This is a genomic window from Alteromonas australica (assembly GCF_000730385.1).
Classification (GTDB): domain Bacteria; phylum Pseudomonadota; class Gammaproteobacteria; order Enterobacterales; family Alteromonadaceae; genus Alteromonas; species Alteromonas australica.
The window spans coordinates 3,614,800-3,629,709 of sequence record NZ_CP008849.1 but is presented as its reverse complement, the minus strand read 5'-3'; the positions used below and the strand labels follow the sequence as shown (position 1 = coordinate 3,629,709).

10 protein-coding genes are annotated in these 14,910 nt (G+C 46.3%); 6 read left to right on the top strand and 4 right to left on the bottom strand.

The window, feature by feature from the left end:
- Positions 1-209 precede the first annotated feature (209 nt).
- From EP13_RS19310 to EP13_RS15805, 3 genes are all read left to right on the top strand, one after another.
- Positions 210-4,259 carry a fibronectin type III domain-containing protein gene (locus EP13_RS19310; protein WP_052364452.1) on the top strand — a complete coding sequence of 1,350 codons (4,050 nt, stop codon included), beginning with the start codon at positions 210-212 and terminating at the stop codon, positions 4,257-4,259.
- Entirely contained in the window at positions 4,241-4,771 is a 531-nt protein-coding gene (locus EP13_RS15810) for a fibronectin type III domain-containing protein (RefSeq protein WP_044058124.1), read from the top strand. Before EP13_RS19310 ends, EP13_RS15810 begins: the two co-directional genes overlap by 19 nt.
- A 166-nt stretch (positions 4,772-4,937) precedes the next feature.
- Entirely contained in the window at positions 4,938-6,344 is a 1,407-nt protein-coding gene (locus tag EP13_RS15805; protein WP_197035937.1) for an alginate export family protein, read from the top strand.
- A 39-nt stretch (positions 6,345-6,383) separates the two neighbouring features.
- Here the strand turns inward: EP13_RS15805 and EP13_RS15800 are convergent, their stop codons facing one another.
- Positions 6,384-7,322, bottom strand: coding sequence for a LysR family transcriptional regulator (locus EP13_RS15800; protein WP_044058123.1), 939 nt, complete (start codon positions 7,320-7,322; stop codon positions 6,384-6,386).
- 99 nt (positions 7,323-7,421) lie between these two features.
- Here EP13_RS15800 and EP13_RS15795 point away from each other — a divergent pair, with 99 nt between their 5' ends.
- Positions 7,422-7,937, top strand: a complete 516-nt coding sequence (locus EP13_RS15795) for a lactoylglutathione lyase family protein (protein ID WP_044058122.1) — start codon at positions 7,422-7,424, stop codon at positions 7,935-7,937.
- An 84-nt stretch (positions 7,938-8,021) separates the two neighbouring features.
- On the opposite strand, the gene EP13_RS15790 is transcribed toward EP13_RS15795, so the two are convergent.
- Genes EP13_RS15790 through EP13_RS15780 form a run of 3 tightly spaced genes read right to left on the bottom strand, consistent with a single transcriptional unit; the run spans position 8,022 to position 11,371 of the window.
- The gene (locus EP13_RS15790; protein WP_044058121.1) at positions 8,022-8,663 is read right to left on the bottom strand and encodes an MBL fold metallo-hydrolase; all 642 of its coding nucleotides are present in this window, start codon (positions 8,661-8,663) and stop codon (positions 8,022-8,024) included.
- 21 nt (positions 8,664-8,684) lie between these two features.
- Positions 8,685-10,349 carry an amidohydrolase gene (locus EP13_RS15785; protein WP_156026770.1) on the bottom strand — a complete coding sequence of 555 codons (1,665 nt, stop codon included), beginning with the start codon at positions 10,347-10,349 and terminating at the stop codon, positions 8,685-8,687.
- Positions 10,346-11,371, bottom strand: a complete 1,026-nt coding sequence (locus EP13_RS15780) for a serine/threonine dehydratase (protein ID WP_044059068.1) — start codon at positions 11,369-11,371, stop codon at positions 10,346-10,348. The genes EP13_RS15785 and EP13_RS15780 overlap by 4 nt, the downstream gene beginning before the upstream one ends.
- 121 nt (positions 11,372-11,492) lie before the next feature.
- On the opposite strand from EP13_RS15780, the gene EP13_RS15775 reads away from it, so the two are divergent.
- On the top strand, positions 11,493-14,450 hold the full coding sequence (locus tag EP13_RS15775) for a sensor domain-containing protein (protein ID WP_044058120.1): 2,958 nt from the start codon (positions 11,493-11,495) through the stop codon (positions 14,448-14,450).
- Between the two features lie 9 nt (positions 14,451-14,459).
- Positions 14,460-14,834, top strand: a complete 375-nt coding sequence (locus EP13_RS15770) for a PH domain-containing protein (RefSeq protein ID WP_044058119.1) — start codon at positions 14,460-14,462, stop codon at positions 14,832-14,834.
- Positions 14,835-14,910: the final 76 nt, after the last annotated feature.

Here is a 14,910-nt window from a genome sequence, read left to right as displayed (position 1 = left end):
CTGGTTTTAAGCTTCCCTAAATGTGCGCGATTCAGGGAAGGATTCAGATGGCCTCTCATGTTATTTTCAAACACATAGGGGCGCTGCCAAACATGGTATTAACATGTATCAGATTTAATTTATGTAGCAGTGCTGGGCGTAATGCTGTCAGGGATGAACTTAGATGATGTTTATTTTGTGTCCGCCATTCCATGATAGGAGCCTCAGCAATGACGTTGACCCGTTTGTTAGTGTTAGCCCTTATGAGTATTTCGTTGGTAGGTTGTTCTGGAGGCGAAGACGATAGTCAGTCTCCTGAGCCTATAGCGTCCATACCTGAAACGCCAGAACCCGAAACGCCAGAGCCTGAAATCCCAGAACCCGAAACCCCAGAACCCGAAACCCCAGAACCCGAAACCCCAGAACCCGAAACCCCAGAACCCGAAACCCCAGAGCCTGAAACCCCAGAGCCTGAAACCCCAGAGCCTGAAACCCCAGAGCCTGAAACGCCAGAACCTGAAACCCCAGAACCTGAAACCCCAGAACCTGAAACCCCAGAACCTGAAACCCCAGAGCCTCCTCCTCCAACAATACTTACTGGGGTCTTTGAAAATGTTACTGGAATAGGCTATCGAACCTCAAGTGGGTTAACCGGTGTCACGACTGAAGTGGGCGAGTTCAGCTATGAAGAAGGTGACACCATCACTTTTTATCATGAATCAGTAACATTAGGGCAACTTAGCGCTAGACCCACCATTTCTTCTTTTGAGTTTTCTAATCCGCTGCTTGTGAATCATTTTCTCGCGACGCTCGATAGCGATGGTAATCCCACTAATGGTATTACTGTGTCATCACAAGACTTGCAGAGCTCTCAATATTTCCAAACTGTCTATCAAAGCAGTGATACTACCGAAGTTAATCTCGATACTTTGGATGAAGACTCCAGTACCTATTGGAAACTCGTCGCTGCGCGCTTTAGCGCAGGAAGCGGTATCAACGAACTAGATGTCCTTTATCAGCAAGCACATATTACCAGCCTAACGAGCATAGGGTTATTTTCTCGTTATATGCAATATCTCAACGGCGACTATAGCATTAACACAAGCCGTTTTTCAGACGTCATTGGTATTGCTCAAACGCACAAGAGCAATATTAATCATCGGATAGAGCGCTATGTTTACTCCAGTATGTTTATGCAACTGCGCGCGGGATTATCGGTGAAGTTTTCTGAAAACATAGAAGGTTTTGATATCGCACAAAGCGGTTGGAAGGCGCATGTCGAGGATCAGCTGAAATATGCGGAAGGGCTAAAGTTAGCGCTAAAAGGCTTGATCGACAAAGAGAGTATTATGGGTATGGCACTAAAAGAGTTAGTTTCCATTACCATTGAATCGGGTGCCGATAAAGTACAATCAGGCCTTCCAGATGGAGGAAAAACAGCTGTCGATTACCTAGCGGATAACCTTATAGATTGTATTAATAAAACCGCCTTTCCGAGCAAAGATAGCCTCGATGAAAAACTGAGAGCATGTGCGTTAGATATGCTGGGAAATAGTGCAGAGCATCTGTCGGATCAACTTGCACTTATTATCCTTGAGTCAGATCCTGTAGTGAGCGCAATTGTCGATGACATGGGTCAGCTCGCGAGCGACCTTACTACCATTTATAACGACTGTAAGATCACCAAAGGTAAGGTTATCGACTGTGCGTTTTCTGTAAGTAGTGTGGCATATAAAAACGTGGCTTCTCTTGTGGGCAGTGGCTACTACATGACGCAGTTAAGTCGAGCGAGTAAGCAGTATGTGGTACTCGATACCGCTTATGCTCTATTAGAGTTGCAAAGCCATCTACCCTTGAGAGGAATACTCGCTTACCTTGATATTGAGGCGGCGTACTATGCTATGCCTGCAGAGCAACGATTGTCTTTTCTACTTCAGGAGGCACATTTAGCCTTCCATGAAGATACCCATTACGCTGATTCACTCTCAAACAAACAATTAACGGCAGCGGTAACGGCTTACACCACATTAAGGCAACAGTTTGATACAGAAATTAGCAAGCTAAAATCGGCCAGTCAGTTGCAACGGTTTTACGTATACGACAATGATAATAATGTCACTGGTGTGAGTCTTGAGGCTATTGATCTTTATGCGTCTAGGCTACTGACTGCGGAAATAGAATCCGTTGCATTTACGCCAAATTCAGAAGGCAGTGAAGGTGTGCTTTCGGTATGTTTAAACCTTCAAAATAGTGGGCTACACCCTATATCCGTGCAACTCACTACTATTGATGTGATTGGTCTAGATAACACTGCCTTTGTCACTAACATTGACTCCCATACTAATTTGTTAGCCAAAAACAGTGTGAACAATAAACAGGCATGTTATAGCGCAGAAGTTAAGGCTGATAAGCTTACGATTGTTGAAAAGCCGTTTCTGGTTAAGGCCAATGTGAACTACCAAGTACAAGGGTTTGGGCAGTCAAAGCATCTAGTCGTATATGACGGTTTTGACGGACAGAGGGTGAGAGACTCTCTGGGTAAGCAGGATCTGATCATTGCGGAAACCCGTTTTCATGAAGGAGATATATACGTAAAAGCGCATTTCGGCATAGGGGGAGATACAGTTGATGATTACGATGACTATCAGGTGACGTGGGAAGCAGAAAATGCCACGGTAGCAGTACTCGATAATCGTTCAGCCAAAATCACGCCTGAGGGCGTCTATACTTCGGTTACAGCCACCGCGTTGCACATGGATAGCAACACGTTATTTGCACAACGCACACAAACTCTTATCGCCCGCGAGCCGGCAAATGCGACCCTAAATGTTGTGGTTGAACGTTACAGTATGCCGTCAAACTCAGTGCTATTTATTGAGCCAATTGTTACCGGTGGTATAAGCCCTTACTTTTATACATGGGGAAGTGCAGATAATGTTGATATAGAAGATAATTTTGATGGGATAGTAAAGGTAACCAGTCGTGAAGTGGACGCACTTACCCAACTTACATTACCGTTAACTGTAACCGATAGCAGCAATAATTCCGTTACTATTGATGTAGAAATAGACGTGCTTGCGGCAAGGCGTAACTTAGTTTCGTTTGATTATCGCGCTGATAAGCCAGTTAACGGTTCGGCTATTGCCTTCACCGAAAGCTACGACAAGCAGTGGCGTTTGGTCAATCTTTCGGGAAGAAGCTTAGAGAACATTGAATTCGTTCTCGACCCGCTTTCTACACACAGCGCCCTTTCTGATACCCACGCCATCCAACCAGTGTCAACGTGGCCAGCGAATGAAACATTAGACATTCACTTGCCACTTTACAACGGCGAAGGGAATGATGGGACGATGCACACCGCTAAGTGGTTTATTCAGGCTAATGGTGCCCCAGTTTATTATTCTAATGGCGTAAAAGCATGGATTGACTACAAGTTGTATAGCGATGAAAACGAGGGTGTTGACATCGATTTGCCAGAAAACGTTGCGCCTGGCGAAAGCTTTTCGTTGACGGTAGAGACGGCTTATCCGGCTACCGCTGTATTAGTAGAACACCCGGAGTTTAATGTCATTCCACTGCGCTCATCGCATGGTAACACCGTGTGGCAAACCGACGTGGCGATTACTTCAAGGGGAGAGCATGCGCTTACTGTTACCCTGTTAAGTCACTCAGATACCTACGAGGTGCAGCATGCCGTTTCTATCGAAGTGGGTGATAAACGCCCCAGTATATTGAAGGCACTTTCACTAAATCACGAAAGCGATGGCATTCGAGTGACATGGAAAGAAGCGTCAGGCGAGGTAAGCACCTATGAAATTTATCGCTCCACCGAGGAAGGCAGCAAAGGGAGCAAAATTGCCGATAGTAATAGTGTGACGTTTCTAGATAAATCGGTAGTTAACGGCAGTACTTATTATTACATAGTATCTGCATGCAATGAGCACGGTTGCAGTGATACAGAACAGTCATCGATGGCGCGTGCTACTGCGCCTGTGCTCGATGGCGGGGTAAACTTAGGCACCACTGACACAAGTATTACAGCAAGCTGGCGCGAGGCCACGGGCGAAGTGAGCTATTACGCCTGTACCGTTCTACTGCCAGTGGCACCAAAGGTTCACAAGTATACAGTGGAGCATCGCGCAGCTATGAAGATACCGATGTGGCGGTGGGTACCACTTACTACTACACCGCATCGGCATGTAATGACTACGGTTGCGCCGACTCAGACCAACACTATATTGAAATTAAGGGCCAAGCGCCTGTGCTCGATGGCGGGGTAAACTTAGGCACCACTGACACAAGTATTACAGCAAGCTGGCGCGAGGCCACGGGCGAAGTGAGCTATTACGCGCTGTACCGTTCTACTGCCAGTGGCACCAAAGGTTCACAGATGTACAGTGGTGACGATCGCAGCTATGAAGATACCGATGTGGCGGTGGGTACCACTTACTACTACACCGCATCGGCATGTAATGACTATGGTTGCGCCGACTCAGACCAACACTATATTGAGATTAAGGGGCAAGCGCCTGTGCTCGATGGCGGGGTAAACTTAGGCACCACTGACACAAGTATTACAGCAAGCTGGCGCGAGGCCACGGGCGAAGTGAGCTATTACGCACTATACCGTTCTACTGCCAGTAGCACCAAAGGTTCACAAGTATACAGTGGAGCATCGCGCAGCTATGAAGATACCGATGTGGCGGTGGGTACCACTTACTACTACACCGCATCGGCATGTAATGACTATGGTTGCGAAGACTCCGATCAACACTTTATTCAAAGAATGTGAAGTATCAGTCGAAAGTCATAACTGTCACGTAATTGTCACCGTACTGTAATTGACTTCTATCCTTACATATCTGAATATCCATATATTACAAATTTCATATGTGACTTGCCGGGGCATACGTCAATGCTCCGCAGTTCTATGATTTTTCGATGATACTTGGATGGGTATGAATAAGTGTTCCGGCTTTATGAATAACGTGCTCTTTGCAGTGCTTTTTATTACCTCGCTATGCGTGGTCATGTCACTTACCGCTCATGCCCAAGGGTTTACTGTTGAAGGTGAAATTAGAGGCAGATACGAAAACCTAGACGGCCAATTTAGGGCTGGCGAGGAAGGGAGCGACGAGGTACTACTTTTTCGCACTCTACTCCATGGGAAGTACCGTTATGAAAACATCACGATAGGCGTAGAAATTCAAGACAGTCGCAGTTATTGGGGAGATGACAGTACCCCCTTGTCTAGCAGCTTCGTGAATACCGCTGATGTACTGCAGGCTTATGTTGCTTTTTCGGGGCTGCCTAGTCTGCTTAGCTATGTGCAACCTCAAACCCACTCCCGGCATACGCTCACTGTAGGAAGGCAAACGGTGTCTATTGGATCGAAGCGGCAAATAGAGCGGGTAAGCTACGCCAATGTCATTAAAAGCTACACAGGTATTTATTCCCAGACGACCACCGACAGTAGTAATGAACTTCATGCCTTTTATGTGGTGCCGATTGCACGATTGGTCGATGACAAAGATGAGGTACTATCTAATCATTGGCAAGCAGATAAAGAGCAATGGGGGCGACGCATATGGGGTCTTCATTATCGACACGCAGATACACTACCTTCACTCGTTTCAAATTTATGGACGGAAGCATTTGTATACGGCTTCGATGAACAAGACCGGCATCATACCCCAACCCCGAATCGTCACTATCTCACCTCGGGTTTTCGGATTTTTCGTAAACACAAACCTCAGCAATGGAACCTCGATATAGAAGCTGCCCATCGACAAGGCAGCCGGCATAGCAGCAGTGACGTGATAGACAACGAAGATTTGGCCGTGAGCGCGAACATGTTATTGTTTCGTGTGGGTTACACCTTTAATCACTGGCTAAACCCAAACTTAGCCTTTCAGCACTACTACACCAGTGGTGATGATAACCCTAATGATAACCGCTATGGTCAGTTCGAACGGCTATTTGGCGGCAGGCGCACCGACTTAAACAATACTTCTATTCATGGGCCGTTAACACCTGCAAACCTAACTGCGACAGGGTTTCGTGTTGAACTTCGCCCCCATGCTAACTGGGATGTAAGGGTTCATTATTCAGCGGCCACCTTATCGTCAAACACCGATAGCTTTGTTATCGGTAAATACCAAGATTCGTCTGGCCAAAGCGGTGATGATATTGGCCACACAGTCGATTCCCGTATCCGTTTTTGGACAGAGGATAAAACATGGATGTTCGATGCAGGTTTCTCGCTATTGTTCGCGGGAGATTACCTTGAATCAGTTCGGTCGCAAGAGGGTTTGCCTACCTCCACCACGCGCTTCGGTTATGTGCAATTGAGCTATCAATTTTAGTCAATGCAACGTTGCTGCGATTGTTCAAACGTAGAGCGACTATACGTTAAGGGTCTCTACAATCAACGACTGAATTTTTTGATAGCGTAGTGGCAACGAACGGTGGGGTGTTTTCACAAAGTAAAGTGGTTCGGCAACATCGTTTGTGGCAGGGTATATTGTTAAACTTTTAGTGGCGTTGGCAAAGCTATCAAGCACTTTAATGGGCAGTACGGTAAAGCCCAGCCCTTTGCTTACGGGCAATAAAATTTGAGACAGTTGATTAATGTAACCACGCTTTGGCAACCGATTAGGATCTAATTGCATTAGGGCTTGCTCGCCCGAGTGGCTAAAGTAAAGTTTTAGATAGTGCATGGCGTCGGGGTGGTTAATCAACCCAAGCGATAGCAAGATATCGGCAATGTCTTTCTCTTCGCTACTTGCAGTATTATTATCAGAACTATTGGTACTTAAATTACCAAGGGCACCTTTGGGTAATATAAGCCCCAAAGATTCGCTACCGATCTTTTCAGACGAAAACATTTCTTCATCCGGTTGTTGCGTGACGATGCCTAATTCTAGAGTAGATGCGTGGATGCTATTGAGTATGGTTCGGTTTGGCGCAACTTCTAGATGTATACTCAAACTCGGATGGGCAACCTGTAAATCAACAAGTACAGGGTACAAACGCTGAGCCAACGCACCCGAGCAACCAATTACACACTGTCCTTCGTAGGGCGCATCAAACTTTAAGCTTTCTATGAGTGCCTGTTCATGCTTACTCAAGCTTTGCGCATAGTCGTAAACCCGTTGCCCTTGTTCAGTTAGCTCTACACCTTTACCTAGGCGAATGACTAACTCACAGCCACAGGCTTCTTCCAATTTTTTTATGTGTTGGCTCACACCGGGCTGCGTCATAAATCGTTGTTCTGCGGTACGGGTAAAATTCCCCGTTTCTACTAGCACTTTGAACGTATCAAGCCACTGTGGATTTAGCATGGTATAAATTTAAATTATGGATTTGAGAATTAATCATAATTTCTAGTATTTGCTTTGTCTAGTTACTATACGTGCATACTTTACATCGAGGAGATAAAGATGACTGAAGCAGTTAACACCCCTTATCCACGTACGTTTTCGCACATTGGTATTTCGGTTCCAGACCTTGATGCCGCAGTTAAATTTTACACTGAAGTACTAGGCTGGTACTTAATTATGAAGCCCACTGAGATTGTTGAAGATGATTCCGCCATTGGCGAGATGTGTACCGACGTATTTGGTGCAGGTTGGGATAAGTTCCGTATTGCTCACCTTTCAACGGGCGACCGTGTAGGTGTAGAAGTCTTCGAGTTTAAAAATCAGGAAAACCCTGAAAATAACTTCGAATACTGGAAAACTGGCGTGTTCCATTTCTGTGTTCAAGACCCAGATGTTGAAGGCTTGGCAGAAAAGATTGTAGAAGCGGGTGGTAAGAAACGCATGAAAGCACCGCGTTATTACTACCCTGGCGAGAAGCCTTACCGCATGATTTACATGGAAGACCCGTTTGGCAACATTCTAGAAATTTATAGTCACAGCTATGAACTTCATTACGCCAGCGGTGCCTACCAATAGGTAATGGGAATAGTAAGAGGCGAGTGGATCACTCGCCTTTTTTAATGGGCAGGAAAGCTATTCTATTGGCACTTCTATTAGCACTTAACCCCATTGCCCCGCAACATAAGGGTTGCTGGCTTTTTCTTTTGCTACCGTGGTAGTAGGGCCATGACCAGGATAAATCACCATATCGTCAGGCAGCGTTAAAATATTCGCGTTTATTGAATCGATTAGCTGTTGATGATTTCCCTGAGGGAAATCAGTGCGCCCAATCGAGCCTGCAAAAATCACATCACCTACAATAACCTTGTTACTCGTTCGCTCCACCAGAACCACATGGCCAGGGGTATGTCCCGGACAGTGCAGCACCTCAAGCGTTAGCTCGCCAACTGAAATGGTATCTTTGTCATTCAACCATTGGTTAGGCACAAAGGGCGTGGCAGGGGGAAAGCCAAACATTTGGCTTTGCTGCATAAGGGCATCTAGCCAAAACTTGTCCCCCAGATGTGGCCCTATTATCGGCACATCGTAATGTTTAGCCAGTTCGACGGTGCCACCTACATGGTCTAAGTGACCGTGGGTAAGAATGATTTTTTCAATAGTGACCTGATGATCCGACGCCGCAGAGATGAGTTTCTGTATATCTCCGCCGGGGTCAACAAATGCCCCCCGTTTACTACCTGCGTCCCAAATAAGCGAGCAGTTTTGAGCAAATGGCGTAACCGGTATAACTACAATTTCCAAAGCGTTTCCTCCCAACAACGGCTATTTCGAATAGACGTTTTTGCCAGCTATGTAAGTCGCCTGCACTTGGGTTTTCCAAATGTCTTTTTCATCAATGTTAAAGATGTCCTGATCAACCAGTATAAAGTCAGCCCATTTGCCCGGCGTAAGTGTGCCAAGCGTATCTTCCATATGTCCCGCGTAAGCGGCATCTAATGTAAAGCCTTTAAAGGCTTGCTCAATAGTAAGCGCTTCGTGTGCATACCAGCCTTTCACCGGTTGATTGTCTCTGTCTTGACGGGTTACCGCAGCGTGCAAACCATAAAATGGGTTTGCCAGTTCGACAGGAAAATCTGAGCCTAATGGCAAAGGAATGCCTGATTCAAGTAAAGTTTGCCACGCATACGCGCCTTTCATCCTGTCTTTACCAATGCGATCTTCCGCCATATTTTTATCACTGGTGGCGTGGGTAGGTTGCATCGATGGCAACACGTCTAACTCGGCAAAACGAGCAAGATCTTCAGGCGCGATAACTTGCGCATGTTCTATTCGGTTACGTAATTCACTACCGCCAATAGCAGCAAATGTTTTTTCAAATTCATTAAGCGCAACATGATTCGCTTTGTCGCCAATAGCGTGGTAATTCAATTGAAACCCAGCACCAATCACTGTGGTAAATAAGGGGGCCATGTCTTGTGGTTGGGTGAGCAACAGGCCATGCTGATGAGGCGCATCAGAATAGGGCGAAAGCAATGCTGCTCCGCGACTGCCTAGCGCGCCATCGCCATAGGCCTTCACTGAGCGAATAGACAAAAAGTCCTCTTTGTCTCGTATTGGCCCGTTTGCCAGTAGCGTTTTAAGATCAGGGTCCGTCGCACTGATCATGGCGTATATGCGTACCGGTAAATCTCCCTCAACCGCCTCTTTTAAATAGAAGTCATAAACTTCTCTGTTTACGCCAGCATCGTGCATTGCGGTAACTCCATTGGCAAGTAAGTGCTCACCTGCAGCATGAAGTTGCTGTTCGTATATTTCACTGCTCGCTGACGGTAAATAAGCTTCAATCAATGCTGCTGCATTATCAATAAACACACCAGTGGGATTGCCGTCTGAGTCTTTAAGAATTTCACCACCCACAGGGGACGGCGTGTCTTTGGTAATGCCAGCAAGTGCCATTGCTTTGCTGTTTACCCATGCAGCGTGGCCATCAACTCGCGTAAGAAATACGGGGCGATCTGACACGACGTTGTCTAAGTCTTGGGCGCGAGGAAAGGCTCTATCCGACCATAATTCCTGATTCCAACCTCGCCCAGTTATCCAATCCTGTGTGGTATTGGCAAAGGCATAATCTGCCACCATGCTGGCTGCATGCTTTGCACTTTTGCTGTCGCGCAAATTCACTTCCAAAAGGTTTGCGCCTAACCCTAGCAAATGGCCATGGGCATCAATGAGGCCTGGCAACATCACTTTCCCTTCACCGTCGATAACCTCGTCGATATGATGATTATCGGGCTGAACATCCAGCGCCAGCACCTTGCCTTCTTCTATAACCATATTGGTAAAGCTTATGCGCTTGCCAGCTTCATCAAGGGTGTAGCCCTTAACGTTATTGACCAGGGTGGCAGCGTGGCCGTCGGCTAAGCAAAATAGCGACGCCGCAATGGTTAAGCGCGCAACTAAGGGGGTAAAAAATGTCGTTTTCATCATTCTTCTTCGTTATCGTCCAGGGTTAATATAGGTGGCTGAAGTAAAAAGTCACGTTCCCAAATTTTACTCATGGTGGCTTGACTGATGTTTCCACCCGACAACATCACCAATGCAGTTTTACCCGGCTCTGTATTCGCAGCCCAAGAGGCCACTGCGGCCATAGACATCGCGCAGGTGGGTTCCACATGGAGTTTTAACAAGTGTTGCAGCCATTGTGTCCAATAAGCAATTTGTAACTCATCTACTTCATAAAAGTCAGTTAATTGCTGTAGAAAACCGAAAGTAATATCGCCTACGCTCGGTGTGGCAGCACCATCTGCTAGGGTTTGCGGAGGATGTTCTAACGCCACAATTTCCCCTCGTTGTAAAGACATAGATGCATCGTTTGCCGCGGCAGGTTCGGCGCCATAAACCCCCGCGTTGGGGTGCAGAGCTTGGGTGGCAATTAAAGTACCAGATAGCAAGCCTCCGCCACCACAGGGGGCAAATACCGCATCAAGGTGGTCTATTTCGTTGAGCGCTTCAAGGGCTGCGGTGCCTTGCCCTGCAATAATGTCGGGGTGATTAAAAGGAGGGACCCACAAGGTGTCGGGATCTTCTGCTGCGTGGGCCACGGCAGCGTCGGCTTCTAATCGTGTGGGGTAAAGCTTCAGCTCTGCCCCATAACTTTGGGTAGCTGCCGCTTTCACGGGGGAAATGGTTTCACTGGCGAAAATAGTGGCTTTAATGCCAAATAGGGTAGCGGCATAGGCCACCGCTTGAGCGTGATTACCAGAACTGTTCGCCACTACCGCATGGGGGAGTTGGTCTTGCTCTTTTAATTTTGCCAGAACATTAATGGCTCCGCGAAGCTTAAATGCGCCTACGGTCTGTAAGCATTCTGCTTTAAACAAAATACGATGCCCCATCCAACTATTGAGTAAGTGAGACTCAAGAAGGGGAGTGTGCTTAACATGCGCCTGAATGCGGGCGGCAGCCGCCTCGACGTCAGCAAATTCTACTGAAGGTGTGTTTTCTGTCATTGTATATAGGTAGTTAGACGTTTTGTATTTATACCCTAGCACCGATTGATGGCGACGAAAATTCATAATTTATTCATATTTATACTTTAGTCTTGCCTCTCATTGACTGGGAGAAGTCGTCATGCACAAAAGAATCAGCCACCGCGTATATGCCTTACCGGTAATCCTATTTGTACTATTAGCTATTTTTTTTGCATTAGCTGGCGTGTATCTAGAGAGGGATGAAAGTAGCGCACGGATTTCTAAAGCGCAGTCGGTGGCTGAGCAAGTAAAAATAAGCTTAGAGGTCTTTTCGAACGAACGTATTCAGGCCATGGTTAATCTCATGCGAACTTGGCCAACCTTTGAACCAAACCAAGTGGATTGGTTTAATGCGCAAGCGGTTTCGCTGATGGGCATGCAACGGGGGTTTAGCTCGTTGACCTTCGCTAACGACGAAGGGGTGATTGAATGGGTCGCGACACCAGAAGCTGGTTCTAAAACTCGGCTTTCAACGGCGTTAATCGGCCAGCCTTTGGCGGCAACAGGTTTGACCATCCCAGTACTTTCAGAGCAATTTTCCAGTACGCTTATTTATTCGCCAAGTACGCATCATCATCACATTTTAGTGGGCAGAGCGATTAGCCCGCAAGAGCCTGAGCATGGCTACATTGTGGCTGGATTCGATGTTCAAACCATCCTTGGTGTCATGCTAGGTGAGCTGGTTGGCCCTCAGTTTAACTTCGATTTAATCAGTGACGAAGATGTGTTGTTTTCCAGCGGTCAGCTAATAGAAGACGGCACCATAGTGAGTACCGAGGCATTCCCCTTTATTGATCGTCAGTTTTCGCTATCGATGCAATCGCAGGTTAATGCCTATCAACCAGGAAAACTGGTAACGATTATTGGTATATTCATGGCTGCACTCGCCAGCTGGATATTTCACAAACAACTCAAAGGTGCGGTGCACCTTTCTCTTAGCCAGCAGCGCTACCTTACCGCAAGTGAAGCGGCATTGGATGCGATGTTAATTTACCAGCCGGAAGGAAATAACTACCGCTTGGTAGAAGCTAACCGCTACAGTCGATTTTTGTTTCGAGGCGCCTTTGAAAAACTCAGTAAAATGAGCCTTAAGGCGCAGCTTGTCTATCTGGGTTTAGAAGACAGTTGCCAAAAGGTAGATGAGGTGGCTGAGACCGGTACACCCTATGAGAGTTACGCTGCAATCACCACCGATAAAGTTGCGCCAGACTGGATTAAAATCCAAGTAGTGAAAGCGGGGAATAACATTGCCTTAACGGTTCGGGATGTAACCGAGAGGTTTAAAGCGCAACAAGAACTAAAGCAAAGTGAAGAACGTTACAAGCGTCTAGTCGATGGGATGCACCGACATTTCGTGTATACCAAAACCCGCGATCATAAGTTTATTTATGTCAGTGCTGGAATAGAAACGATATTAGGTTTTAGTCCTAGTCATTTTTGTACCAACGAAGTTCGCCTCGTAAAGCAAGTGCCTGATGAAACCTTGAGTATCCGTAAAACCATCATGCGTGGCGAAAAACCTGAACCTTATCTTGTTAACTATGCCGGTGCGCAAGGCGAAGAGCATGTGCTCGAATTTTCCGATACCCCCATTTTAGATGACGATGGTCAGCTTATTGCCGTTGAGGGGATAGCAAGAGATGTAACCAAAGAACAGGCGCTTCAAGCTGAAGTGATATTTCAGGCAAATCACGATCAGCTAACGGGGTTAATGAACCGCTATGCCTTTGATAATCAACTTAGGTTGCTTATCGAGGAAATTGGCGACGAGAAAGAGTTGTTACCTGCAGACAGTAAAGTGACGCCACTTTATGCGCAGGCAGATAGCGTCACAAATACCAGTGTTATGTGTTTTATTGATATGGACCGTTTTAAGCTGGTTAACGATAGTTGTGGCCACCCCGCAGGAGATAAACTGCTAAAAGAAGTATCAGGTATTTTTAAACAACACGTTGATGAAAGCGACTTGCTGGCCCGCATTGGTGGCGATGAATTTTGTATTATTTATCGCGGCCAAACCATCGACAGTGTGAAGGCGAAATTAGACAAGCTGTTGCTGGCGGTGTCTAGTTACCGGTTTGTGTATGATGACAAATTGTTTTTTGTCGGCGCTAGTATCGGCGTGATTGAAATAGGGGCGAAATCCACCAGTGCCGCAGAGCTTATTAAGGCGGCAGATAATGCCTGTTATCGAGCCAAGCATTTAGGGCGAAACCGATACTTTATTTTTCATGCTAGCGATGAACAAGCATGTTTAAACAAGCACGAAAACGATGTGCTTCATACTCTGCACAGGGCGCTTCAATATGATGGATTTGAGTTGTATAGCCAAGCCATTATGCCGTTATCAGACACCTTCACGAAAATAACTGGGCAGCTTGAGCATTATGAAATCCTCCTACGTTTAACGGGTAGCGATGGCAGCTTAATCAGTCCTGGACTATTTATTCCGTTAGCCGAGCGCCACGGGCTAATGAACAAGGTGGACATGTGGGTTGTGGATAATACGCTTAAGGTGTTGGAGTCAAACCCTGCCCATGTGGACAAATTAGGTAAAGTCGCCATTAACCTATCGGGCATTACCCTGGGCGATGAAATGACATTGCTTAAAATAACCCAGCGTATGCAAAGCACCTGTATTCCGGCAGAAAAAATCTGTTTTGAAATCACTGAAACCACAGCTGTGACTAATTTAAACGCTGCCAAGCATTTCATTTCGACACTAAGAGAGTTGGGATGCAGCTTTGCGTTGGACGACTTTGGAGCCGGTATGTCGTCGTTTACTTACCTGAAAAACCTTGATGTAGACTACGTTAAAATTGACGGTTCCTTTGTGAGAAATATTGCTCACGATCCTATTGATCATGCTACAGTAACCGCGATTAATAATATTGCGCATAGCATGGGCAAGCAAACTGTTGCTGAATTTGTGGTAGACAGTGCAACCTCCGATGTACTCAAAGAGCTTCGAGTAGACTTCGGCCAAGGGTTTGCGCTAGACAAGCCAAAGCCTTTGGCGCACCGTGTTCAATGGCGCGTTAAATTAGCGTCTGTATAGGAGTGAGTAATGGGACTTTTTGATACCTTATTGGGTAACGCCAGTGAAACCAGCGCAGAAGCGGTGAATGAAGAGCTTATGCCGATTTTAGCGGCCAATGAATCTGTCACGGCAGCCTTTAAGCTGGTACGGGATTTAAGCGTGTTTACGAACAAGCGTTTAATCTTAATCGACAAGCAGGGCTTAACTGGACGTAAGGTTAATTACCATTCCATACCCTACAAGTCGATTACGCAATTTGTGGTAGAAACCGCCGGCCATTTCGATACCGATGCAGAGCTGAAAATTTGGCTTTCAGGCAAAGCGGATGCGATTGAAATTGAACTTAGCGCTTCATCGGCACAAGAGGTTCAGCGTAATCTGGCTACCCAATTATTTGCGTAAGTGTGAACAGAAAAGTGAATGAAAAAAGGGCGATGTAAACATACATCGCCCTTTTTTGATGAAACGCCAAGTTACC

Excerpts from the sequence above, each read along its gene's own strand:
- EP13_RS19310 (WP_052364452.1), top strand. The coding sequence starts at position 210 with ATGACGTTGACCCGTTTGTTAGTGTTAGCCCTTATGAGTATTTCGTTG.
- EP13_RS15805 (WP_197035937.1), top strand. The coding sequence starts at position 4,938 with ATGAATAAGTGTTCCGGCTTTATGAATAACGTGCTCTTTGCAGTGCTT.
- EP13_RS15800 (WP_044058123.1), bottom strand. The coding sequence starts at position 7,322 with ATGCTAAATCCACAGTGGCTTGATACGTTCAAAGTGCTAGTAGAAACG.
- EP13_RS15795 (WP_044058122.1), top strand. The coding sequence starts at position 7,422 with ATGACTGAAGCAGTTAACACCCCTTATCCACGTACGTTTTCGCACATT.
- EP13_RS15785 (WP_156026770.1), bottom strand. The coding sequence starts at position 10,349 with ATGATGAAAACGACATTTTTTACCCCCTTAGTTGCGCGCTTAACCATT.
- EP13_RS15780 (WP_044059068.1), bottom strand. The coding sequence starts at position 11,371 with ATGACAGAAAACACACCTTCAGTAGAATTTGCTGACGTCGAGGCGGCT.
- EP13_RS15775 (WP_044058120.1), top strand. The coding sequence starts at position 11,493 with ATGCACAAAAGAATCAGCCACCGCGTATATGCCTTACCGGTAATCCTA.
- EP13_RS15770 (WP_044058119.1), top strand. The coding sequence starts at position 14,460 with ATGGGACTTTTTGATACCTTATTGGGTAACGCCAGTGAAACCAGCGCA.